Genomic DNA, 21,100 nt, shown 5'->3' with positions numbered 1-21,100 from the left:
TCAGGCAGTGTCGGCGGGGGCGGGGCTGAAGTCCATGGTCCAGTTGGTTTCCCAGGTCTGGCCGGCATCGGCCGAGAAGGCCTGCTCCCAGCGCGGCAGCCCCGAGGCCGGCACCGACCAGAGGAAGCGCACCCGGATCGGCCGCCCGTCCAGCGCGTCGTCGGCGAAGAAGCTGCCGATACCCTTGGCGAAGCGTCCGACCACAGGCACATCCAGCCCCTGCGGTCGGCGCGCGTCCAGCCACCAGATCGACCATTGCCCGCTGGCCGGGTCGAAGGAGCGCAAGGCCGCAGCCCGGTACTCGCCCTTCGGCAGGGCCGCAGCCCGGTACTCGCCCTTCGGCAGGGCCAGCAGGTTGTCCTCGACATTGCCGAAGCCGCCGAGGATTTTCCGCGTGCTCGAGCTGCCGCTGAATTCCTGCCACTCGCTGCAGCCCGCCAGGCGCTCTCTCAGGCGGCGATGGTGAACGGTCCAGTGGCCGATGATGAAATCGAAATCGGCGGGGGCGGCGCTGGGCTGGCTCATGGTCGGAGGCCTGCTGAATTGGGTTCCGCAGTGTGCATGGGGCTACAGACAGCGTTATGGCAGCAAGCCTCCAACCCGGCCGCGTGCCGGCCTCAGTCGTCGATGCCGCAATCCACCGGCCGCCCGTCCTGGAAGTGCACCTTCCAGACGGCCTCGCTGTCGCCGTTCGTGAAGGTGATGGTGTAGACGCCCTCGGCCAGGTGGTGGCTGTAGGACTCCAGCCCCTGGACCCGGAAGGCCTGCGGGTCGGCCAGCCAGGCGTCCATGTCCATGTTCTCGCACAGATAGTCCCGGGCCAGCGGCACCAGCCTGAAAAATTCCCGGCTCGGCTCCCTGAGCAGGCCAAGCATCGCCTCGCTCGGGTATTGGCGGGCCGAGCCGGCGCCGAGATAGAGGCGGGCGGCGCCGGCCTCGGCCCCTGCGATCTCGCCGACCCAGCCCTCGGCGTCCTCGTCCCAGCGCAGCGGGCCCAGCGCCGGGTCGCGCAGCGGCGCCAGCGGGGCCTCGGCGGGCCGGGGCCCGAACCAGCGATTCAGCAAACCCGTCATGCTCGTCCTCCGCAAGGCTTAACCGTCCGGCGGCCAGTATGTTCACCCGTCGCCTGGCAGGGAATCACCCTTTGGGGTTGTTGCATTCGAGGCGCAGACCGGGGCTGGTTGTTAGGGGGTTCCCAGCGCTGGGCGCGCGGTGCTCAATCGCAGCTCCACAAGCCACCCCACGGAGACGACGATGAGATCTGCTTCCACTGTCCTGCTCTCGGCCGCACTCCTGCTTGGCTCGGCGGCAGCCTCGGCACACTCGACCCACTTCGCCGGCAGCTTCGGCGCCGAGGTGCCGGGCGCCTCCGGATCGGGCACGCTGGCCCTGGAGTACGACAGCGACGGCCACACCCTGCTGATCCAGGCCACATGGGCAGGGCTGTCGGGTGTGACGACCAACGCCCATATCCACTGCTGCACCCTCAACGCGAACGCCGGCACCGCCGGGGTGGCGCTGGCGCAGGGCGGCATGCTGCCCTTGTTCCCGCTGGGCGTGGCGTCGGGTTCCTACACCAGGATCATCGACCTCACCGACACCACGCAGTACGGCGGCACCTTCCTGACCGGCAGCGGCGGCACCGCGGCGTCCGCTGAGGCCCGGCTCATCGCCAACCTGGCGTCGGGACAGGCCTACTTCAACATCCACACCAATAATTTTCCGGGCGGCGAGATCCGCACCTTTGTGACGGTCGTGCCCGAGCCCGGGACCTCCGCACTGATGCTGGGCGGGCTGGGCCTGCTCGGACTGGCCGTGCGCCGCCGCAGGGGCTGATTCGAGAGCTTGAGGGGCGCCCAAGTAGCAGCACCGAGCACCTAGGCCCGTCAGGCGGCCAGCAGGGTTGTCTGCAGTGCTTCGTCCGCCTCCTGCGCCGGTCCGAATGCCGGCTCACGAAGCTCAGTAAGGGCTGCCATTGCTGCCCGAGGAGGTCAGCACGCCCGCTTCGACCGATAGCGAGTAGGGCGTCGCGCCGCTGCCAGGCGTCCAGTTGAGCAGATTGAATGAGCCTTGCTGCGCGCGCAGCCGGTCGACACGCACATTGCGGAAGGTCAGCGGCGTCTTCGGCTTGATCGTCGTTGCCGCGATCGCCGGTTGCAGGAAGTAGGCCGCGCCGCTGCCCTGCACCGAGGCGATGCCATCGTCGACGACGACGGCCGTGGCCTCGTCGACACCGATGCCGCGTGCCTGCTCGGCGGCGCCGACCCAGCCGTCGGCGATGATGCGGGCGAGGAAGGTCATCAGGCGGCCCATGCGGTCGCGCGTCACCAGGTGCGCATCGGTGATCGTGTTGGCCAGGCCGCGCAGGCCGGTGACGAAGCCGCGGTCGAGGGCCACTTTGCGGTCGTAGGGGTTGTTCATGGCCTGGCTGGAGGTGATCGTGTCGTACTGCGCCGAGAAGTCGATCTGGCCCAGCACGGCCAGGCCGGCGCTGGTGCCGCCGAACGGCACCTTGCGCGCGGCCAGGCCCTGCAGCGTGGTGTCCAGCGCCGTGCCCTTCCAGAGATTGATGTAGTTCCACTGGTCGCCGCCGCCGATGAACAGCAGGTCGGCGCCGGCGACGATGCGGTTCACTTCGGCGTTGTTGGCGCCGTCGCGGCTCTTGATGACCAGGGTCTCGACCGAGTCGACCCCGTCGGGGGCCATCTGGTACAGATAGTCGTTGTAGCCGTCGGCGCCGGAGGCGCGGATGATGACGATGTCGATCTTGCCGCCGGCATTGCCACGGGCCTTGGCGATCATGGCCTCGAAGGCGCTGTCGACATCGAGGCCGCCGCCCATCAGCACCAGCATGGGCGTCGCCGGCGCGGCCGGCTGCATGTCGGCGGCCTGGCCGGTCAGGTAGTAGTCGTAGGCCTTGGTGCTGGTGGTCGGCGTCGCGCCACCCTTGTTGCCGCCGCCCGCTGCCTGCACCAGCGTTGTGGCCCCGGCCAGCAGAGCCAGGGCCATCAGGCCCCGCATCAGTCCCAGCCAGGCCCGGCGAGTCGTGAGCTTGGTGTTGTTCATGCCAGACCTCCATGGCCACGACGATCGCGGCTGTGATGCAGTCTAGGCCCGAAATGCGCGCATGGCGCACGGGACGGGCCTTCAACTGCAGGGGGCTATCGCCTCCAGTGCTCGGCCGGGCGCTGCATCACGCCATAGCGCTCGGCCAGGGCCACCAGCCGCTTGTCCTGCGACCACAGCACGGCTCCCGGTGTCAGGATGACCGAGGCCCGCTCCAGGGCCTTCGCGTACAACTCGCCCTCTATCGTGACCGTGGTTCTCATGGCGGGCTGTCGTCATCAAGACTGATGCGCTGCCGCATCAGATGGGGTGATGGGTCAAGCCGGTACGATGGCGCCGAATACCTGAAGATTGCCGCCCAGGTTCAGGTCAGCCAGGGCTCAAGAGTGTCTAGGAATTCGGGGCGATTCAACCCATCTGCCATTCCTTCAATCTTGCGCATGAGTTTCCTGCCAACACCGAGGGCTGTTGAGTGAAAACGATGAAGCAGTGGCAGCTCGCCAGCCCTGGCCGGGCCTTTCATGCGCTGTTATCGGGCGCGCTCCTGTCCGTGTTCCTCAGCGCTTGCGGCAACGGCAGCCTTGCAAGAAAACCCGAAGCCGACCGACCAGGGCCTGAGCCATTCGACCATGCGGCGATTCATGTGGTGGGTCGTGTCAAGCCGCATCGCGATGCGGTCGAGTACAGCTGGCCGGGCATCTCTTTTGAAGGGCGCTTCTCCGGGTCAGCGATCGGCCTCAAGTTTGCCGACAGCAGCAGTCATTTCAATATTGAGATCGACGGCCAGCACAAGGAAGTGATCTCGGAACCAGGCAACCGAACCGTCTGGGTGCAGGGCCTTGGCGCGGGCGAGCATCGCATCAAGGTATTCAAGCGAAATGAGTCGACCCACGCCAGTGGACGCTTCTTCGGCTTCGAAGTTCGACCTGGCGACAAGCTGCTGCCTGCCCCCAAACCTCGCGCGGACCAGATGGTCTTTATTGGAGACTCTTTGACGCTGGGCTATGGCAACTCGGCGATCAAAAGGGAATGCACCGATGCGGAGGTTTCGGCCTCCACCAACAGTGCCCTGTCCTTTGCCGGCTTGACCGCCGAGCACTATGGCGCCGAACTCCACCTCAATGCCTACGCCGGTCTTGGCTTGGTGAGGAACTATGCAGACGGGTTCCCGGGCACCGATTACAGGACCTATGCCAACAGAGCCATCGTCCACGATCCCCTGAGTGTGTGGGTCAAGCCCGAGCATTGGAATCCGAGCGTTGTGGTGGTGACCCTCGGGGGCCCCGACTTTGCCGCCATCGATGCAAGCCAGCGATGGAATATGGCGACGCTGGCGCCGAAATTCGAAGAGGCCTACGTTGACTTCCTGGGTGCACTCCGAAGTCAATATGGAAGCCATGCATTGTTCGTGCTCGGCGTTCCTGAAACGGGCGACCCTCGCCTGCGGGACCGCGTGCGCGAAGTCATAGCCCACCACAAGCGGGCGGGCTATTCACGAATCGACGCCTTCGGCATTGACATGGCGGCCCTCGATGTCCAGGGCTGTCATTGGCATGCCTCCCTGCAAGATCACCGGGCAATTTCCAAGTGGCTGATCAAGGTGATTGACCGCTGGCGCCTGAAAGGACCCAACTGAATCCAGATGTGCGCATTGGCACAAAGCAAACGGCCGCCAAAGGCGGCCGTCGTTCATCGCAGGATGCGAACTGAAATCAGTCCTTCCCGCCCCCCGTCAGCAGCTTCACGCTGCCTTCGCTCTGGCTGCCCAGCAGTCCGGTGGCGCTGTAGATGCCCAGCTTCTGGCGGGTGTCGATGATGTCCAGATTGCGCATGGTCAGCTGGCCGATGCGGTCGGCCGGGGTGAAGGCGGCGTCTTCGACCTTTTCCATCGACAGGCGCTCGGGCGCATAGGTCAGATTGGGGCTTACCGTATCCATGATGCTGTAGTCGTTGCCGCGGCGCAGCTCCAAGGTCACCTCGCCGGTGATGGCGCGGGCCACCCAGCGCTGGGCGGTTTCGCGCAGCATCAGGCATTGCGGGTCGAACCAGCGGCCCTGGTACAGCAGGCGGCCCAGCTTCATGCCGTTCATGCGGTACTGCTCGATGGTGTCTTCGTTGTGGATGCCGGTCACCAGGCGCTCGTAGGCGATGTGCAAGAGGGCCATGCCGGGGGCTTCGTAGATGCCGCGGCTCTTGGCCTCGATGATGCGGTTCTCGATCTGGTCGCACATGCCCAGGCCGTGGCGGCCGCCGATCACGTTCGCCTCGGCGAACAGTTCCACCGCGTTGGCGAAGGTGCGGCCGTTCAGCGCCACGGGTACGCCTTCCTCGAAGCGCACGGTCACGGTCTCGGCCTTGACCACCACATCCTCGCGCCAGAAGGCCACGCCCATGATGGGCTTGACGATGTTCATGCCGGCGTTCAGGAACTCCAGGTCTTTCGCCTCATGGGTGGCGCCCAGCATATTGCTGTCCGTGCTGTAGGCCTTCTCGACGCTCATCTTGTAGTCGAAGCCGTGGGCGATCAGGTACTCGCTCATCTCCTTGCGGCCGCCCAGCTCGTCGATGAAGCTCTGGTCCAGCCAGGGCTTGTAGATCTTCAGCGCCGGGTTGGCCAGCAGGCCGTAGCGGTAGAAGCGCTCGATGTCATTGCCCTTGTAGGTCGAGCCGTCACCCCAGATGTTGACGCCGTCGTCGCGCATCGCCACCACCAGCGCGGTGCCGGTCACGGCGCGGCCCAGCGGGGTGGTGTTGAAGTAGGTGGCGCCACCGCTCTTGATGTGGAAGGCGCCGCACTGGATCGCGGCGATGCCCTCGGCCACCAGCTGCGCGCGGCAGTCGATCAGGCGGGCGATCTCGGCGCCATAGGCCAGGGCCTTGCGCGGGATCTCGTCGTAGTCGCTCTCGTCGGGCTGGCCCAGATTGGCCGTGTAGGCGCAGGGCACGGCGCCCTTGCCGCGCATCCAGTGCACGGCGGCGCTGGTGTCCAGGCCTCCGGAGAAGGCGATACCGACGCGGTCGCCGGCGGGAATCTTTTGCAGGATGGTTGCGGACACGATCAGACTTCTCGCGCTAGAAGGGAAGCCGGTATTCTAGGCGGCCGACGCTTCGCCCTCGGGCGCTAGCCAGCCGATGCGGCCCTGGCCCGCCTCGCCCAGCCGCGCGACCAGCGCCGCCGCCGCTGCCTCGGACAGGCTGAACTGCAGCTCCACCTGGCTGCCATGGCGCATCTCCAGCAGCTGTGCCCCGGCAGTCTCCAGCTCGCGGCGCAGCAGGCCTTCCATCGCGTAGGGCAGGGTGCAGCGCAGCGTTTTCAGCTTGAGCAGCGGCACCTTGTCGGCCTTCAGCAGGGCCTGGGCCACCGCGTCGGTATAGGCCCGCAGCAGGCCGCCGGCGCCCAGCTTGACCCCGCCCCAGTAGCGCACCACGGTGGCCAGCACGCCGTCCAGGTCCTGGTGGCGCAGCACCTCCAGCATCGGCCGCCCGGCGGTGCCGCCGGGTTCGCCGTCGTCATGGGCGGCGCTCTGGCCGCCGGCCAGCAGGGCCCAGCAGACGTGAACGGCACCCGGGTGCCGTTCACGAAGTTCTGCGACCTTCGCCAGCGCCAGCGCCCGGTCCGCGCAGGGCTCGACCCGGCCGATGAAGCGGCTCTTCTTGATGATCAGTTCGCTGTGGACGGGCGCGGCGAGGCTGGAGGGCATGGTTCCATTGTCGTTGCCGCCGCGCCCGTGGTCGTTCGTTCAGCGTGGCAGCCGGGCGTGGCGGGCCAGCTCGTCGCCGAGGTGGCGGCGCAGGATGATGTCGACCAGACCCTCCTGCAGCAGTTCCTTCAGGGCCTGCTGCAGCCGCGCGCGGTCGGCCGCGCCGACCTGGCTGCGCGAGACCACCAGGGCCGCCTCGACCTCGTCCTGTGGGGCCCAGTCCTGCAGGCTGAACTCCTCCAGCCAGTTCTTGTCGGCCGGGCGCAGGTTCAGCGGGTGCATCAGCACCAGCTCGACGCGGCCGGCCCGCAGCACCCGCAGCAGGGCGTCGAAATCCGTCACCTCGTGAACCCGGCCCTGGCCGCGCAACCGGTCCAGCCAGGCATCGAGCCGGGCGCCGTGGCGGAAGCCGCGCACCACGCCGACAGTCAGCGCGGGGTCGGCCATGAAGGCCTCGGCCGAGTCGATCCGCCGGGCCAGCATCTTGGGCAGCAGCACATGGTTGCGGGTGCGCAGATAGGGCCAGAACTCGGCCAGACGTTCGCGCTCGGGGGTGCTGATGCCGGAAACCGTCAGATCCAGCTCGCCCCGCTCCAGCAGGGCCCAGGTGCGCACCCGCGACTCCAGCCGGCCCCGCAGATCGCAGCCGCTGCGTTGGGCCAGCGCGCTGATCAGGTCATGGTCGACGCCGGCCGGCCGGCCCCGGGCATCGAGGTGGTAGAAGGGGCCGAAGCTGTAGAAGCCGACTCGGTAAGGGCCGCAGGCCCAGGCCGGCGGCAGGCTCAGCAGCAGTGACAAGGCCAGGAACAGGGCGTGCATAGACAGGACCTCGTTGGTCGGCTCCCTGTCCAGCGAGTCTAGGGCCGCGCCCGTGCTGCGACAATCGCCCCATCATGCTGAAGTTCGACCTGCTCAAGACCGAAGGCCGCGCCCGCCGCGGCACGCTCACCCTCAACCATGGTGTGGTGCAAACCCCCATCTTCATGCCGGTGGGCACCTATGGCACGGTGAAGGGCGTGATGCCGCGCTCGCTCGAAGAGATGGGCGCGCAGATCATCCTCGGCAACACCTTCCATCTGTGGATGCGGCCGGGCCTGGACATCATGAAGCAATTCGGTGGCCTGCATAAATTCGAGTCGTGGAACAAGCCCATCCTGACCGACAGCGGCGGCTTCCAGGTCTGGAGCCTGGGCGAGATGCGCAAGATCAGCGAGGAGGGTGTCAAGTTCGCCTCGCCGGTGAACGGCGACAAGCTGTTCCTGACGCCCGAGATCTCGATGCAGATCCAGACCATCCTGAACAGCGACATCGTGATGCAGTTCGACGAGTGCACGCCCTACGAGAGCAAGGGTCACATCACCACCGAGCTGGAAGCCCGCAAGAGCATGGAGATGAGCCTGCGCTGGGCCAAGCGCTGCCAGGACGAGTTCGCCAAGCTGGAGAACCCGAACGCGCTGTTCGGCATCGTGCAGGGCGGCATGTTCGAGGGCCTGCGCGACGAGTCATTGGCGGGGCTGGCCGACCTGGACCTGCCCGGCTACGCGATCGGGGGCCTGTCGGTCGGCGAGCCCAAGGCCGATATGCAGCGCGTGCTGGCCCACATCGGCCACCAGTTGCCGGCCGAGAAGCCGCGCTATCTGATGGGCGTCGGCACGCCCGAGGATCTGGTCGAGGGCGTCAGCCAGGGCATCGATATGTTCGATTGCGTGATGCCCACCCGCAACGCCCGCAACGGCCATCTGTTCACCCGCTTCGGTGACCTGCGCCTGCGCAACGCCCGCTACAAGACCGACGCCGCGCCGGTCGACGCGAGCTGCTCCTGCTACTGCTGCGCCAATTTCAGCCGCGCCTATCTGCATCACCTGGACCGCTGCGGCGAGATGCTGGGCCCGATGCTGACCAGCGTGCACAACCTGCACTACTACCTGAACCTGATGAAGGAAGTGCGCGAGTCGCTGGACGCGGGCGACTTCGCCGGCTTCCAGAAGAAGTTCGCCGAGGACAGGGCGCGCGGGGTGTGAGACCGGCGCCGAGGCCATGTTCATCAAGGCCTTGATCGCGCCGCTGCGCTGGCTGGTTCGGCTGCTGCTGGCCCTGGCCATCCTGTTCGAGGAATGGGGCTGGGCACCGCTGCTGCGCGCGATGGCGGCGCTGGGACGGCTGCCGCTGCTGCGGCAGGTCGAGGCGGGCATAACGCGGCTGCGGCCCTATCCCGCCTTGCTGGTTTTCCTGCTGCCCAGCCTGTTGCTGATTCCGGTCAAGCTGCTGGCGCTGTGGCTGATCGGGCGCGGCGAGGCGCTGCTGGGGCTGGCGGTGATCGTCGTGGCCAAGCTGCTGGGCACGGCGGTGCTGGCCCGGCTGTTCCATCTGACCGAGCCGGCGCTGCAAAGCCTGCCCTGGTTCGCGCGGCTGTATGCGCGCTGGGCGGCCTGGAAAGAGGGGCTGCTGGCCTGGGTGCGGGCCAGCCCGGTCTGGCGCGGGGCACGGGCCTTCAAGCGGCGCCTGCGCCGGGTCTGGCGGCTCGGTCGCTGAGACCAACAAAAAAGCCCCGGGGCGAACCCCGGGGCCTGCGCGGTCAGCGCGTGTTGGTGCTGCGTCGCCTTTACTCGGCGCGGCGGCGGCGCATCAGCAGGCCCACGACGCCCAGACCGGCCAGCAGCATCGCATAGCTCTCGGGCTCGGGCACGGCGGTCGTGAAGCTCAGATTGTCCAGCACGATGCCGTTGCCGGCGACGCCGAAGCCGTAGATGTCGGCGGCGGCGCGCTGGAAGCCGAGGAAGCGGCCCTCGTTGTAGCTGTCCCACTCGGTGTCGACGGACACATTGAAGGACTCCAGCACCTTGCCGTTCTGGCCATAGGCCAGCACGGTGAAGTTGTGGCTGTCGCCGTCGATCTGGAACTGGTTCAGATAGGCGCCGACGCCGGCCACACCGCTGCCGAAGCGAAAGCCCAGCTCGCCGCTGTTGCCGATGAAGCCGCTGGCGATGAAGTTGCCGTTGCCGGTGGGCGTGTCGACCAGGCCGTCGACCGGGTTGCCGCGGGCGCCCCAGAGGCCGTTGTCGCCAAGGTCGCGGGCATTGGCGCCGAGCTCGGTGAAGGGCGCCGAGGTGAACAGCACGGACGCGCCGACTTCGGCGCCGACGTCCTCGGGGCCGGTGCCGATCAGGCCGTCATAGCTGTTGAAGGTGATGACCTTGCTGTCGACCAGGCCGGCGTTGGTGTCGATGCGGGCCGCATGGGCGGGCAGCAGGGCCAGCAGGGCCAGCGCGGCGGCGGCCAGGGGAGTGTGTTGACGCATGAAAGTTCTCCTTGGAAGCTGAAATCAGGAGCCGACGATGCCGCCGTCATCCTTGGTGATCACGACCACGCCCGAGCGCGGGCGGCCGAAGGGCAGCGTGGTGACGCCGTCCGAGGCCAGGCCCCACTGGCTGGCGGGCCAGCGCGAGTAGAGCTCGGGGTTGCTGGCCGGCGAGTCCTCGCCCGGATGCTGGATGCCGACGAACAGGGTCTTGCCGTCCGGGGTCATCGCGATGCCGGTGACTTCGGCGTTCGGCGGTGCGGTCAGGAAGCGGCGGGTGGCGCCGCTGTTGGGGTCGACGCAGACCATGCAGTTGGCGCCGATATTGACCCAGTCGCCGGCGGCATTGCCGGCCTGGTCGGTCTGCACCCAGAGGCGGCCGAAGGGGTCGAACCACAGGCCGTCCGGCGCACCGTAGTCGGCGCTGCCATGCGGGTCGTCGACGATGGTGCCCTTGTAGTCGTTGGTGCCCGACGGGTGCGCCGTCTTGGCTGTTTTGCTGTCGCCGTTCTGCACGAACAGGTTCCAGTCGAAGCCGGTGGCCAGCACGCTGTCGCCGTCCTCGGTCCAGCGGATGATGTGGCCGTAGAGGTTGTTGGCGCGCGGGTTGGCGGCATCCGGGGCCGGGCGGGCGGCGCCGGCGGCGGTGCTGCCGTCGGCCGCGTTGTTCGACACCGGGCTGGCGCCGCGGCGGTTGTTATTGGTCAGCGTGCAGTAGACCTCGATCTTCTGGAAGCCGCCGATGCGCGGGCGGGCACCGGTCCACTCGGGGCGGTCCATCATCGTCGCGCCGACCGCGTCGCCGGCCATGCGGGTCTTGATCAGGATCTTGGCTTGCACCTCGGCATCGTCGACGCCCTGGAAGTGCGGGTTGTCGCGCAGCGCCTGGCCGTTGACACCGATGGTGCCCGGCAGCAGCGCGATCCACTGGCCGCGCAGCGTGGCGTTGAAGCGGGCCACATAGAGCACGCCCTGGTCCAGCAGATCGCGGTTGGCCGCGCGGTTCTTCGGATCGTACTTGCCGGCGCTGACGAATTTGTAGATGTACTCGTTGCGCTCGTCGTCGCCCATATAGACGGCCAGATGGCCGTTCTTGTCGACCACGTACTGGGCGCTCTCATGCTTGAAGCGGCCCAGCGCGGTGCGCTTGACCGGCACGCTCTTCGGATCGTAGGGGTCGATCTCGACCACCCAGCCGAACAGATTGGGCTCCTTGGGGTTCAGCGCCAGATCGAAGCGCGGGTCCTGCTTGTCCCAGGCATAGCCGAAGCCGGCCGCCACCACGCCGTAGCGGTTGTTGATCGCGGCCTGCTCGCCGCTGGGCATGGCGCCGACGGTGCCGAAGTTGCCGTTGAAGTTTTCTTCGCAGGTCAGGTAGGTGCCCCAGGGCGTGATGCCGTTGGCGCAGTTGTTGATCGTGCCGTAGGCGGTGCGGCCGTCGCTGAGCTGGCCGCTCGGCACGGTCTCGGTCGGCTTGATCAGGTACTCGTTGGACTTCAGCAGCGCATGGCCGGCGGCCGGGCCGGCGATGCGCATCTTGCTGTTGGCGGTCAGGCGGCGGCCGTAGGGCGAGTTCTTCACCACCATCCAGCGGCCGTTGCGGCGGCGCGCCTCCAGGATGGAGACGCCATGCGCGGCCTGCGACTTGCGCACATGCTCGATGCTGGCGCCGGCCACGCCTTGCGGGGTCAGGATTTGCTCGTGCGTGTACTCGTTGTTGGCGCACAGCAGGCCGCGGTCGCTGACGGGCTTGCCGTCGGCGCCGGCGAAGGGCATGAAGGCCATGCCGTCGGTGTGCTCGCCGTACTGGCGCTCCTGGTCGGCGGCGCTGTTGCTGGCGTCACCGGCGAAGGCCGGGCCGCCCGCCACGATGGCATCGCCCCAGGCGACGAACAGCTCGGCGCTATAGCCGGCCGGCACCGTGACGCGGTCGCTGACCGGCGCCACCATCGCGGGCACGCTCTCGAAGCCGATGCCCGGGAAGCCCAGGCCAGGCGCCACCGGTGCGGCCTGCACCGTGGCGGTCAGGCCCGACAGCGTCAGGCCGCCGGCCGCGCTCAGCGCGGTGGCGCTGACCGAGCCCTTGACGAACAGGCGCCGGCTGTCGTCGACGGCATCGATGACCTCGTGGATGGATGCATTGCCGGACGGGTTGAGCGTCTCGTCGTTGCGCGGATGGTTGATGCCCTTCATGCGTAGCTCCTGCCTAATAGAGGTGGGGTGGTCGGGCCGCCCAACGCGGCCTGCAACAGCCCACTATGCGAGGCGCCAACGACGCGCTAATGACGCGGCAGAGCCGTTCGGCTCATGCGTTCACCCCCTTGCATGCGGGGTCGGACTCAGCGCTTGGGGGTGCCGTCCTGCTCGCGCCGTCGCCGTGCCAGGCCCAGCGCCGGCAGGCTCAGCGACAGCGCCAGCAGCCACAGCGGCGAGCTGGCACCGCCACCGCCGCCGCCTTCGGGTGCCGGCGCCGGAGTCGGTGTGGGCGTTGGCGTCGGAGTAGGGCTTGGCGTCGGTGTCGGCGTAGGGGTTGGTGTCGGCTCCGGAATCGGCTTGCTGCCCTGCAGCGCGCCGCAGCTGTCCAGCGCGGCGCCGCTGAGGCTGGCCGGCGTGCGGGTCGGGGCGGTGTAGCTGGCTGGCGCCTGGGCATAGCGCAGCGCCTGCTCGGCGTCGAGCAGGCCGGCGCCGCAGCTGCTGGTGCTGCAAGTGCAGCGGCTCGGATTGGCAGCGCTGCAGGCGCCCAGCGCGGCGGCCACGGCATGCGGGCGGGCGCTGATCTTCAGACCGGCCTCGACCTGGGCCAGGGTCAGCGCCGGATTGGCGGCCCACATCAGCGCGGCCGTGCCGGCCACCTGCGGTGCGGCGAAGCTGCTGCCGCTGACGGCGCCATAGCCCCAGCCACCGGCCTGCACAGCGGTCGTGCCCTTGTTGGTGGTCGAGGCGATGCCGCTGTCGGCCAGCAGGCTGTCGCAGGTCTTGCCGCTGTCGGCGTCGCCGCCGGTGGTGGCCAGCTGGACCTCGCTGCCGAAGTTCGAGTAGTAGGCCTTGAAGCCCTGGCGGTTGACTGCCGCCACGCCGAACACCCCGGCGCAGTTGGCCGGCCGGCCCACCGCGCTGCGCAGATTGCCGGCCGCCGCGACGATCATCACGCCACGGCTGCGCAGCTCGGCAATGGTGTCGCTGTAGAGCTTGGCGGCGGCGGCCACATCGGCATTGGCGTCATTGACATTGCAGGAGTACAGGCCGGCGAAGCCGATCACCAGGATCTTGGCCGGCGTCGGGTTGGCCGGCACGCCCGCCACCGGCAGGCCGGCGGCCCAGCGCATGCCGTCCACCATATCGGGCACCGCGGCGCCGCATTTGCCCGACACCCGCACCGGCAGGATGCGGGCGTTCCAGTTGATGCCGGCCACGCCGGCGGCGTTGTTGCTCACCGCGCCGAGCTGGCCGGCCACCAGGGTGCCGTGCCAGCTGCTTTTCGGGTTGACGATGCAGCCATCCCACAGCGCCGGGTTGGCATTGAACTCGGCCTGGGTCAGCGCGTCGCCCGTATCGTCGGCGCTGTTGCTGCGGCCGACGCCGTTGTTGGCGTACTCGGCCTTGCTGACGAAGTTGTAGCCGGGCAGGGTGTTGGCCTGCAGGTCCGGATGGGCCGTCAGGCCCGAGTCCAGCACCGCGATCACCGGGTCGGTGCTGCCCTTGCTGATGTCCCAGGCCTTGGTAAAGCCGGCCAGGCCCGCGCTGCCGGCCGCCGCAGGCTCGCCCAGCCACCACTGCTCGCCGGCGAACAGCGTGTCGTTGGGCACCGCCGCGCGCTGCTCGCGCATCTGGCCCAGCACGGCCTCGACCTCGGGCTCGCGGCGCAGCGCGACCGTCAGCCGGGCGAGCTGGGCCGCGTCGAGCCCGCCGCGGCTCTCCAGCACCCACCAGCCCGAGCCCAGCGGCCGGACCTGGCGCAGGCCGTGCGCGCGCAGGAGCGCGGGGGCCGGCTGCGGTGCGTGCAGCTTGACGACCAGCTCGCGCGACAGCGGCGCGGCCAGCGCTTGCTGGGCGCGCTGCGGTGCCAGCGCACCGCTGAGCATCGCGACGGCGGCCGCCGCGATCAGCGTCGGGACAAGGCGGGGCGCGATGGCGCGCAGCGAGGGGGGGAAGTGTCGGGTCAGCATGGGCGACACCCTATTGCGCTGGCGTGAACAGCGCGTGACAGGACGGCATCGCGGGCCTGTCATCGCACGGTCATCGGCGGCGCCCAGCATGCGCAGTTTCGGCGAATGCCCCCAGCCCCGTGCGCTCCAGACCTCTTGTGCTGCCCTCATGCCTGCGCCGGGCCTGTCTCGCGCTGCTGCTGATGTGCGCCGGTCTGGCCTGCGCCGGGCCGGCCGCGCAGCAAGGCCTGGCGCTGAACTTCCGCGACACCCGGTTGAGCGCCGTCTTCGAGACCCTGTCGCGCCACAGCGGCCTGAACTTCGTGTTCGATCAGGAGGTGCGCAGCGACACCCGGCTGTCGCTGTCGCTGCGCCATGCCAGCGTCGATGAGGCCCTGCGCCTGATCCTCGCGCTGCAGCAGCTGGAGCAGAAGTGGCTGACGCCCAATACCGTGCTGATCTACCCGGCCACGCCGGCCAAGCGGCGCGAGCATCAGGAGCTGCAGACCCGCAGCTTCTATCTGAACAGCGCCGATCCCAAGCAGGTGCAGGCCTTGCTGCGCGGCCTGCTCAAGACCCGCGATCTGGCCATCGACGAGCGCCTCAACCTGGTGATGATGCGCGACACGCCCGAGGCGCTGACCTTGGCCGAGCAGATGATCGCCGGCCTGGACCGGCCCGATGCCGAGCTGCTGGTGGAGCTGGAGCTGCTCGAGGTCGCCAGCAGCCAGGGCAGCGAGCTGGGCATAGACTGGCCCAGCTCGGTGCAGCGCGGCCTGGCCGGCGATGCCAGCCGGGTGCCCTGGGGCGCCGGCCGCGAGCTGCTCAGCAGCATCGCCAACCCGGCGCTGGTGGCCCGGCTGCGCGGTGATCGCGAGCTGGCGACCCTGATCGCGAAACCGCAGCTGCGCCTGCGCAACCGCGACAAGTCCCGTATCGAGCTGGGCGGCAAGCTGCCGGTGTTCGGCAGCAGCGCCAGCCCGGACATCGGCGTGACGACCAATGTCAGCTACCAGGACATCGGGCTGAAGCTGGCGCTGCAGCCGCAGGTGCAGTCCGATGGCGAGGTCGTGCTCAAGCTCGATCTGGAGCTCAGCTACCTGCTGGCCGAGGTTCGCTCGGGTGGCAACCCGCCGGCCACCGCCTACCGCATCGGCCAGCGCAGCACCAGCACCGTCGTGCGGCTGCGCGATGGCGAGACCCAGTTGCTGGCCGGCCTGATCGGCGACAACGAGCGCCAGACGGCGCGTGGCCTGCCCGGGCTCTCCGGCCTGCCGGTGCTGGGGCGTCTGTTCGGCGTCGGCGAGGACAGCCGCAGCAAGTCCGACATCGTGCTCTTGATCACGCCGCGGCTGCTGAGGCTGGCGCCGCTGCCCGGCCCCGAGCTGCTGCGCCTGGCCAGTGGGCGCGATGCCGATCCGGGCGCCGCGAGCCTGCGGCTGCGGCGTGGCGTGGTGGCGGCCTCGGGCGCGCCGTCCGGTGGTGGCGCCGAGCCGGTGCCGCAGACTGCCGCTGAGGCGAGCGCGGACGGCAAGGAGGCCGATAGCGAGGCAGGCAACGAGGCCGTCGCCGAGCTGCAGACCAGTGGCAGCGCGGCGCTCGGCGAGACCCTGTCGGTGTCGCTGCACAACAAATCCCCCCATCTGCTGCGCGGCGAGCTGCGCTACGACCTGAGCCTGTTCGCGCCCGCCGAGGGCGGCGCGGCGGCCAACACCGGCAGCGTCGCGTTCGAGCTGCCGCCGCAGGGGCAGCTCTCGCTGCCGCTGCGCGTGCACTCGGGTGCGGCCGGCGTCAGCTCGATGATCGAGGTGCTCAATCTGCGCGGCCGCAATGCCGCCGGCGACGCGCTGCCGGCGCGCGTGGAGGGTGACGGTCAGGTCGAGATCCGGGCCGAATGAGGCGGGAGTGAGGCGTTCGGCCCATGCCGGCGCCGGTGCCATGAGCCGAACGGCCTATCGGCCGGCATTCCCTTCAACAGATGGTCATCAGCGCTCTTTACATTGCGCAACATTCAGAGCGGCGGGCCCGGAAAGCGGGCCTGTGGTCTGCCCTGTTGTCAACCGCGTCCCTGTCCCCATGAACAACCATGACCCGAGCGACATCCTGATGTCGCAGGAGAGTCTGAAGGCCGAGGCCTTGATGCGTGCGGCTGATTCTGCGCTGGAGGTGAGGCGGCGCTATCAGTTCTTTGTCTGGATGCAGAGCCATCTGCAGCCGCTGCTGCCGCATCAGCTGGCGATCTGCGGCGCCTACCAGCGCGCGGCACGCGAGCTGGTGTTTGATGTCTTCAACACCGTGCCGCTGCCCGAGCCGCTGCTCACCGAGCTGACCCGCAGCGGCAGCGCGCTGATGCAGCGCCTGCAGCTGATGTGGCTGCAGGCGCGCGGCCGGCCGGTCTGCACCAGCGTCGATGCCGAGGGCGGCGCGACGCCCGATGCGCTGGCCCTGGTCGAGGCCGGCGTCGGCGACGTGCTGCTGCACGGCCTGTCGCGGCCGCAGCGGCCCAGCGAGATCGAGGGGTTCTATGTGTTCGCCCGCGTCGGTGCCCCGGCCACGCCGGCGCAGTGCCGCCATCTGGAGCTGCTGCTGCCGCATATCCACGCCACCTGGCAGCGGGTGCAGAACGTCGAGCACGACCTCAGCCCGCTGCCCTCGTCGATGATGACGCCGCGCAGCAGCCACCCGACCGGCATCACCGAGCGCGAGCGCCAGATCCTGAGCTGGCTGCGCGAGGGCAAGAACAACCAGCAGATCGGCGAGGGTCTGGGCATCAGCGCGCTGACGGTGAAGAACCATGTGCAGAAGATCCTGCGCAAGCTCAATGCCAGCAACCGCGCCCAGGCCGTGGCCTGCGCGATGACGCTGAACCTGCTGGACCACCGGCCGCCCCAGGGTTTTCCCATGCTCGAACCGGCCAACCATAGTCCGAAAGGGCTGTGAACTGCATCACGGTTCCCGCAACGCCTGTCACCTTGGGCTGCGAAAGTGCCAGCTGTCGAAAGGACAGAAAGTCGTTCTTTAAGCCAGGGTCAGCCCCAGCGACCCGACGCCCAAGGCCGCCTCCCGGCGCAGCGCTCCCACGCTGCGCCCCGGCAGCGGCAACCCAGGCGCAGCTGCGGATAGAGGGAGGAGTTCGCCACGGGCTCCGCTTATCCAGGCACCAGTGAACCAACGAGCACAACTCATCAACTGCCTTTTTCTTTTTCCAATCGGAGAAAACACATGAAATTCAAGACCCTCGTCCTGGCCGCCCTGCTGGCCACCACCGGCTCCGCCTTCGCCGAGATCCAGACCGGCCAGACCGGCACTTTCGGCGAAGCCGAACTGGTGTTCATCGCCACCAACGCCAAGGGCTCCTTCATCAAGGACCTGGGCATCACCGCCTCGGCCTTCCAGGCCAATGGCAACTTCAACTTTTCGGTGCAAGGCGCCGAGTGGGACAAGTTCGTTGCCTTCGGTGGCAGCGACACCAAGTGGACCGTGCTGGCCGCCAACCCGATCGGCTTCGGCTTCGAGCCGGGTGAGATCAATCTGTTCACGACGGTCGGTGCCGGTCAAGCTGCCAACGGCATCAACAACCAGCTGTTCAATGATGGCGTGAACACTCTGGCCAGCATTTTTGTCACCAGCGATGACATCGCCACCAACGCTGGCCATGGCGCCGACAACATCGAACTGGCCCAAGCCGCCGGCAGCGATGGCTACCTGGCCAGCTATGTCAATCTGGCCGGTTTCTACAACCAGCTCGGCTCGGTCAACGACAGCCTGAAAATGGCCTACCTGACCTCGTCCAGCGCCGAATCCAGCGCCCTGGTTCTGGCCTCGCCTTACGCCAAGGCCGACACCCTGGTGAGTTTCAACGGCACGAACATTGCCGCCGTTACCGCCGTGCCCGAGCCGAGCACCTATGCCCTGCTGCTGGCCGGCCTGTGCGCCGTCGGCTTCATGGTCCGTCGCCGCCAGTCCTGAGCCGGTCTGACCTCCAAGTAAGCAAGCAAGTCCTCGTTCCCGGCGCCCGTCCAAAGAGATGGGCGCCGTGGGCGGAGCTCTGTCCGAATTCCTCATTTTTGGAAGTAACACCATCATGAAGATCCGCAACACCGTCATCGCCCTGGCCTCGCTGGCCGCCCTGGGCTCGGCCCAAGCCCTGACCCCCGCCGAGATCGTTGCCGAACGCAATGCCGGCACCTTGAAGGAAGTCCGCATCGCCGGCGCCTCGGCCCTGCGCCTGGCCTTGGGTGGCTATCTGCAGGAAGTCGCCAACCCAGCCACCCTGGACGTGTTCTTCAACGACGCCACCGGCGCCAACCACCGCGCTTACTCCTTCCGCCTGGCCGTCCAGGTCGGCAACTGGCCCGCCGGCACCGCCGTGCTGGTGACCAAGCGCGACGCTGGCGGCTCCGGCCAGGGCGTGGGCCCCATCATCACCGCTGATGCCACGCAAGCCCATATGCTGGTCGACGCGTCCTGCGCCGCCACCGCCAAGGCCTCGCCGGCCACCGACATCCAGACGCCCACCTTCACCTGCGCAGGCACCGCTCCCGCGCTGGCTGACGCCGGCCTGTCCGACGTCGAGCCGGCCCTGCTGGAAGCCGGCATCAACGCCGGCGCCGGCCGCGCTGTCGACAACCTCGACTCCGCCGGCTTTGTTCAGAACGTGTTCGGCGTGGCCGTCAACAAGAAGCTCTACCTGGCCCTGCAAAAGGCCCAGGGCCTGGTCGATCTGGGCGCCGGTGCCATCGACGAAGATGCCGCCAAGCAGCCCAGCATCCCCGCCACCTTTGTGCGCGGCGCCCTGACCGGCCAGCTGCTGGGCAGCAACGCAGCCAAGAAGGGCTGGAACCTGCTGATCCCGGCCTCGGTCGAAGCGAACATCAACAACAAGAAGATCAACGTCTGCCGCCGCACCGCCGGCTCGGGCACCCAGGCCGCGTCCAACGCCTATTTCGCCAACAACCCCTGCGGTGGCTCTGCGGCTTACACGCCGTCGAACGCAGGTGGCGGTGCGATCTCGGCGACCGGCTCGCTGACGGTGGTTGCCGGTGCCAGCACCGGCAACGTCGAGACCTGCCTGGGCACGACGGCCGAGAACGCCGCCGGCGGTGCCTTCGCACTGGGCGTGATCGGCCGCGAGAACAACCCGCGCGCCAATGGTGGCGACAAGGGCTATCGCTTCGTCAAGCTCAGCGGCGTCGCCCCCGAGCGTGCCCATGTGATCGACGGCAGCTACGAGTTCGTCACCGAGTCCACGATGCAATGGGCCAAGACCGGTGCCAACGCTCCGGCCGGCGACAAGCTGGAGTTCCTGAAGACTCTGCGCGCCAATATCGGCAAGGCTGCCGTGCTGGCCCAGCTGGACCCGGATCTGCAAGCCGGTCTGGTCGCCACGCCTGACACCGTGCCGGCCGGCACCGCCTGGTCGGACCTGCCGGAGTCGGTGCGCAGCTTCACTGCTCACACCGCCCGTACCGCTGCAAAGACCTGCACTCCGGTGCGCATGTTCAAGTAAGCGAGAGAGCTCGCCTTGTAGTTAGGGGCCGAACGCGAAGCCGGTAAGCAAGATGGCAAAGCGCTTGGCCCTTTGAACCTCCGATGCCGCTCCCTCCGCAGGGAGCGGCTTTTTGCTGATATCGGATCTGCCTGCATTGCCCGGCCAGCGCCGCCAGCAGGTTGTCCTTACTCCTCTCAATCAGGGATTGCCAGCTCATGAAGCTCCTCGTCAATACATCTTCTCGTATCCAACATGCGCTGGCACTTGCACTCACATCGGCGTTGGCCGGGGGGCCGGTTCTGGCCGCAGTTGACCCGGCGGACGGCATCTCTGGCAGCGGCCCTGATAGCCCCTTCTACGGCGCACCTGAACTGGTGCTCATGGTTTGGGATCCGGTCCAGAAGGTGACCTACACCAAGGATCTGGGCCTTCGCGCCAAGGCCTACCGAGAAGGGGAAGATCAGAGTTTCAACTTCTTCACGCTGGCCCAGCAGGATGCGGGCTATCAGAAGTTCTTTGATCCATTGAACAGCGACCCCAACTTTCAGTACTTTCAGACGTTATCGACTGATCGCAACAACCAGCAATGGGCGGTGGTCGGAGCAAGCAAGATTGGTTTCGGTTTTGAGCCGCATGAGAACTTCATGTTCACAACCTTGAAGCATGAAACGGCTACGGGTGTTGAAAATGTGAATTGGCGTGATCTGAAAAGCTATGGCAACCAGAAGTTTGAGACCACGGCTGAACTGCTTGCAAGCAACGTCTATGAAAAGCTGAACACTGGCAAAGGGATGATTGATCCAGCAAGCATCAATGATCGCAATACGCATGTGACATCGGGTATGCCCTCCGACCCGGCCCAGATGGATTTCGCAGCGAATGGCTCAAGCGTGGAGTTTGAGGGCTATTGGGCAGACCTCAGTGCTACCAATCCTAACCATCCGCTCGCCGGTGGGAAGTTCGGTGTTACGCCCTTTCCCGCCATCACGAACCGGGTAGGAAGTTCATCGTGGTTTTATTATGTTTCGACTTCAGATGCCTTTCCCAGTTCGCCACTCATCATTGACGAATTCGACAACGCCGGCCACGACGGCTACTGGGGCCTGGCCATCAATGGCAATGGCGAATACATCCTCAGCTTCACGATGGAAGCGGCGGTGACCCAGGTCAGCACCGTGCTGGGCATGCAGCGCCGCGCGCGCACCGACTTTGCCGCTGGCGTCGGCGGCACCCGTTTCATCACCGCGCCGCTGGGCGAGTTCGCCGGCTGGATGCCGGGTGGCTTCGTGCCGAGCAACGCGGTATCGGCCGTGCCCGAGCCTTCGAGCTGGCTGATGCTGGTCCTGGGCCTGGCGGCCTTGGGCTGGCGCGCGCGGCGCCATAGCCGCTGAGTCGCCGC

At 67.7% G+C, this 21,100-nt stretch carries 19 protein-coding genes; 9 read left to right on the top strand and 10 right to left on the bottom strand.

What is annotated here, in order from left to right:
• Together ABGI63_RS02845 and ABGI63_RS02840 are read right to left on the bottom strand one after the other, a co-directional pair.
• The gene (locus tag ABGI63_RS02845) at positions 1–525 is read right to left on the bottom strand and encodes a DUF1579 domain-containing protein (protein WP_349740939.1); all 525 of its coding nucleotides are present in this window, start codon (positions 523–525) and stop codon (positions 1–3) included.
• 92 nt (positions 526–617) lie between these two features.
• Positions 618–1,073: a hypothetical protein gene (locus ABGI63_RS02840; protein WP_349740938.1), complete on the bottom strand. Its 456-nt coding sequence runs from the start codon at positions 1,071–1,073 to the stop codon at positions 618–620.
• Between the two features lie 181 nt (positions 1,074–1,254).
• On the opposite strand from ABGI63_RS02840, the gene ABGI63_RS02835 reads away from it, so the two are divergent.
• Complete coding sequence (locus ABGI63_RS02835; protein ID WP_349740937.1) at positions 1,255–1,836, top strand: CHRD domain-containing protein; 582 nt, start codon at positions 1,255–1,257, stop codon at positions 1,834–1,836.
• Between the two features lie 123 nt (positions 1,837–1,959).
• On the opposite strand, the gene ABGI63_RS02830 is transcribed toward ABGI63_RS02835, so the two are convergent.
• Positions 1,960–3,066, bottom strand: coding sequence for a cyanophycinase (locus ABGI63_RS02830; protein WP_349740936.1), 1,107 nt, complete (start codon positions 3,064–3,066; stop codon positions 1,960–1,962).
• Between the two features lie 95 nt (positions 3,067–3,161).
• A complete protein-coding gene (locus ABGI63_RS02825) occupies positions 3,162–3,329 on the bottom strand; it encodes a hypothetical protein (RefSeq protein WP_349740935.1) in 168 nt (55 codons plus the stop codon).
• 218 nt (positions 3,330–3,547) lie between these two features.
• On the opposite strand from ABGI63_RS02825, the gene ABGI63_RS02820 reads away from it, so the two are divergent.
• A complete protein-coding gene (locus ABGI63_RS02820; RefSeq protein ID WP_349741699.1) occupies positions 3,548–4,702 on the top strand; it encodes an SGNH/GDSL hydrolase family protein in 1,155 nt (384 codons plus the stop codon).
• 76 nt (positions 4,703–4,778) lie between these two features.
• On the opposite strand, the gene argG is transcribed toward ABGI63_RS02820, so the two are convergent.
• Genes argG through ABGI63_RS02805 form a run of 3 tightly spaced genes read right to left on the bottom strand, consistent with a single transcriptional unit; the run spans position 4,779 to position 7,586 of the window.
• On the bottom strand, positions 4,779–6,122 hold the full coding sequence (gene argG, locus ABGI63_RS02815; protein WP_137944263.1) for an argininosuccinate synthase: 1,344 nt from the start codon (positions 6,120–6,122) through the stop codon (positions 4,779–4,781).
• Between the two features lie 36 nt (positions 6,123–6,158).
• Entirely contained in the window at positions 6,159–6,767 is a 609-nt protein-coding gene (locus tag ABGI63_RS02810) for an IMPACT family protein (protein WP_349740934.1), read from the bottom strand.
• Positions 6,768–6,806: 39 nt separating this feature from the next.
• The gene (locus ABGI63_RS02805) at positions 6,807–7,586 is read right to left on the bottom strand and encodes a substrate-binding periplasmic protein (RefSeq protein WP_349740933.1); all 780 of its coding nucleotides are present in this window, start codon (positions 7,584–7,586) and stop codon (positions 6,807–6,809) included.
• 74 nt (positions 7,587–7,660) lie between these two features.
• Between ABGI63_RS02805 and tgt the strand changes: the two genes are divergently transcribed.
• Both tgt and ABGI63_RS02795 read left to right on the top strand, forming a co-directional pair.
• Entirely contained in the window at positions 7,661–8,788 is a 1,128-nt protein-coding gene (gene tgt, locus ABGI63_RS02800) for a tRNA guanosine(34) transglycosylase Tgt (RefSeq protein ID WP_349740932.1), read from the top strand.
• Between the two features lie 16 nt (positions 8,789–8,804).
• Entirely contained in the window at positions 8,805–9,299 is a 495-nt protein-coding gene (locus ABGI63_RS02795) for a hypothetical protein (protein WP_349740931.1), read from the top strand.
• A gap of 70 nt (positions 9,300–9,369) precedes the next feature.
• Here ABGI63_RS02795 and ABGI63_RS02790 read toward each other — a convergent pair whose 3' ends face one another.
• From ABGI63_RS02790 to ABGI63_RS02780, 3 genes are all read right to left on the bottom strand, one after another.
• On the bottom strand, positions 9,370–10,065 hold the full coding sequence (locus ABGI63_RS02790; RefSeq protein WP_349740930.1) for a PEP-CTERM sorting domain-containing protein: 696 nt from the start codon (positions 10,063–10,065) through the stop codon (positions 9,370–9,372).
• Positions 10,066–10,089: 24 nt separating this feature from the next.
• A complete protein-coding gene (locus tag ABGI63_RS02785; RefSeq protein ID WP_349740929.1) occupies positions 10,090–12,258 on the bottom strand; it encodes a PhoX family protein in 2,169 nt (722 codons plus the stop codon).
• Positions 12,259–12,404: 146 nt separating this feature from the next.
• A complete protein-coding gene (locus ABGI63_RS02780) occupies positions 12,405–14,231 on the bottom strand; it encodes a S8 family serine peptidase (protein ID WP_349740928.1) in 1,827 nt (608 codons plus the stop codon).
• 137 nt (positions 14,232–14,368) lie between these two features.
• Between ABGI63_RS02780 and ABGI63_RS02775 the strand changes: the two genes are divergently transcribed.
• The 5 genes from ABGI63_RS02775 (at position 14,369) to ABGI63_RS02755 (ending at position 21,092) form a co-directional block, all read left to right on the top strand.
• Positions 14,369–16,108 (top strand): secretin GspD/PilQ domain-containing protein, encoded by a 1,740-nt coding sequence (locus ABGI63_RS02775; RefSeq protein WP_349740927.1) that lies wholly within the window; start codon positions 14,369–14,371, stop codon positions 16,106–16,108.
• Positions 16,109–16,286: 178 nt separating this feature from the next.
• A complete protein-coding gene (locus ABGI63_RS02770; protein ID WP_349740926.1) occupies positions 16,287–17,150 on the top strand; it encodes a LuxR C-terminal-related transcriptional regulator in 864 nt (287 codons plus the stop codon).
• Between the two features lie 282 nt (positions 17,151–17,432).
• Positions 17,433–18,179 (top strand): PEP-CTERM sorting domain-containing protein, encoded by a 747-nt coding sequence (locus ABGI63_RS02765; RefSeq protein ID WP_349740925.1) that lies wholly within the window; start codon positions 17,433–17,435, stop codon positions 18,177–18,179.
• Positions 18,180–18,294: 115 nt separating this feature from the next.
• Positions 18,295–19,719, top strand: coding sequence for a hypothetical protein (locus tag ABGI63_RS02760; protein ID WP_349740924.1), 1,425 nt, complete (start codon positions 18,295–18,297; stop codon positions 19,717–19,719).
• 197 nt (positions 19,720–19,916) lie between these two features.
• Positions 19,917–21,092 carry a PEP-CTERM sorting domain-containing protein gene (locus ABGI63_RS02755; RefSeq protein WP_349740923.1) on the top strand — a complete coding sequence of 392 codons (1,176 nt, stop codon included), beginning with the start codon at positions 19,917–19,919 and terminating at the stop codon, positions 21,090–21,092.
• Positions 21,093–21,100: the final 8 nt, after the last annotated feature.

The organism is Roseateles cavernae (assembly GCF_040187885.1).
In the GTDB taxonomy this organism is placed as follows: domain Bacteria; phylum Pseudomonadota; class Gammaproteobacteria; order Burkholderiales; family Burkholderiaceae_C; genus Roseateles_E; species Roseateles_E cavernae.
The sequence above is the reverse complement of the archived record's forward strand: the minus strand, read 5'-3'. Positions and strand labels throughout refer to the sequence as shown.

Coding starts and splice junctions, on each gene's coding strand:
- ABGI63_RS02845 (WP_349740939.1), bottom strand. CDS start 525: ATGAGCCAGCCCAGCGCCGCCCCCGCCGATTTCGATTTCATCATCGGC.
- ABGI63_RS02840 (WP_349740938.1), bottom strand. CDS start 1,073: ATGACGGGTTTGCTGAATCGCTGGTTCGGGCCCCGGCCCGCCGAGGCC.
- ABGI63_RS02835 (WP_349740937.1), top strand. CDS start 1,255: ATGAGATCTGCTTCCACTGTCCTGCTCTCGGCCGCACTCCTGCTTGGC.
- ABGI63_RS02830 (WP_349740936.1), bottom strand. CDS start 3,066: ATGAACAACACCAAGCTCACGACTCGCCGGGCCTGGCTGGGACTGATG.
- ABGI63_RS02825 (WP_349740935.1), bottom strand. CDS start 3,329: ATGAGAACCACGGTCACGATAGAGGGCGAGTTGTACGCGAAGGCCCTG.
- ABGI63_RS02820 (WP_349741699.1), top strand. CDS start 3,548: ATGAAGCAGTGGCAGCTCGCCAGCCCTGGCCGGGCCTTTCATGCGCTG.
- ABGI63_RS02810 (WP_349740934.1), bottom strand. CDS start 6,767: ATGCCCTCCAGCCTCGCCGCGCCCGTCCACAGCGAACTGATCATCAAG.
- ABGI63_RS02805 (WP_349740933.1), bottom strand. CDS start 7,586: ATGCACGCCCTGTTCCTGGCCTTGTCACTGCTGCTGAGCCTGCCGCCG.
- tgt (WP_349740932.1), top strand. CDS start 7,661: ATGCTGAAGTTCGACCTGCTCAAGACCGAAGGCCGCGCCCGCCGCGGC.
- ABGI63_RS02795 (WP_349740931.1), top strand. CDS start 8,805: ATGTTCATCAAGGCCTTGATCGCGCCGCTGCGCTGGCTGGTTCGGCTG.
- ABGI63_RS02790 (WP_349740930.1), bottom strand. CDS start 10,065: ATGCGTCAACACACTCCCCTGGCCGCCGCCGCGCTGGCCCTGCTGGCC.
- ABGI63_RS02785 (WP_349740929.1), bottom strand. CDS start 12,258: ATGAAGGGCATCAACCATCCGCGCAACGACGAGACGCTCAACCCGTCC.
- ABGI63_RS02780 (WP_349740928.1), bottom strand. CDS start 14,231: ATGCTGACCCGACACTTCCCCCCCTCGCTGCGCGCCATCGCGCCCCGC.
- ABGI63_RS02770 (WP_349740926.1), top strand. CDS start 16,287: ATGAACAACCATGACCCGAGCGACATCCTGATGTCGCAGGAGAGTCTG.
- ABGI63_RS02765 (WP_349740925.1), top strand. CDS start 17,433: ATGAAATTCAAGACCCTCGTCCTGGCCGCCCTGCTGGCCACCACCGGC.
- ABGI63_RS02760 (WP_349740924.1), top strand. CDS start 18,295: ATGAAGATCCGCAACACCGTCATCGCCCTGGCCTCGCTGGCCGCCCTG.
- ABGI63_RS02755 (WP_349740923.1), top strand. CDS start 19,917: ATGAAGCTCCTCGTCAATACATCTTCTCGTATCCAACATGCGCTGGCA.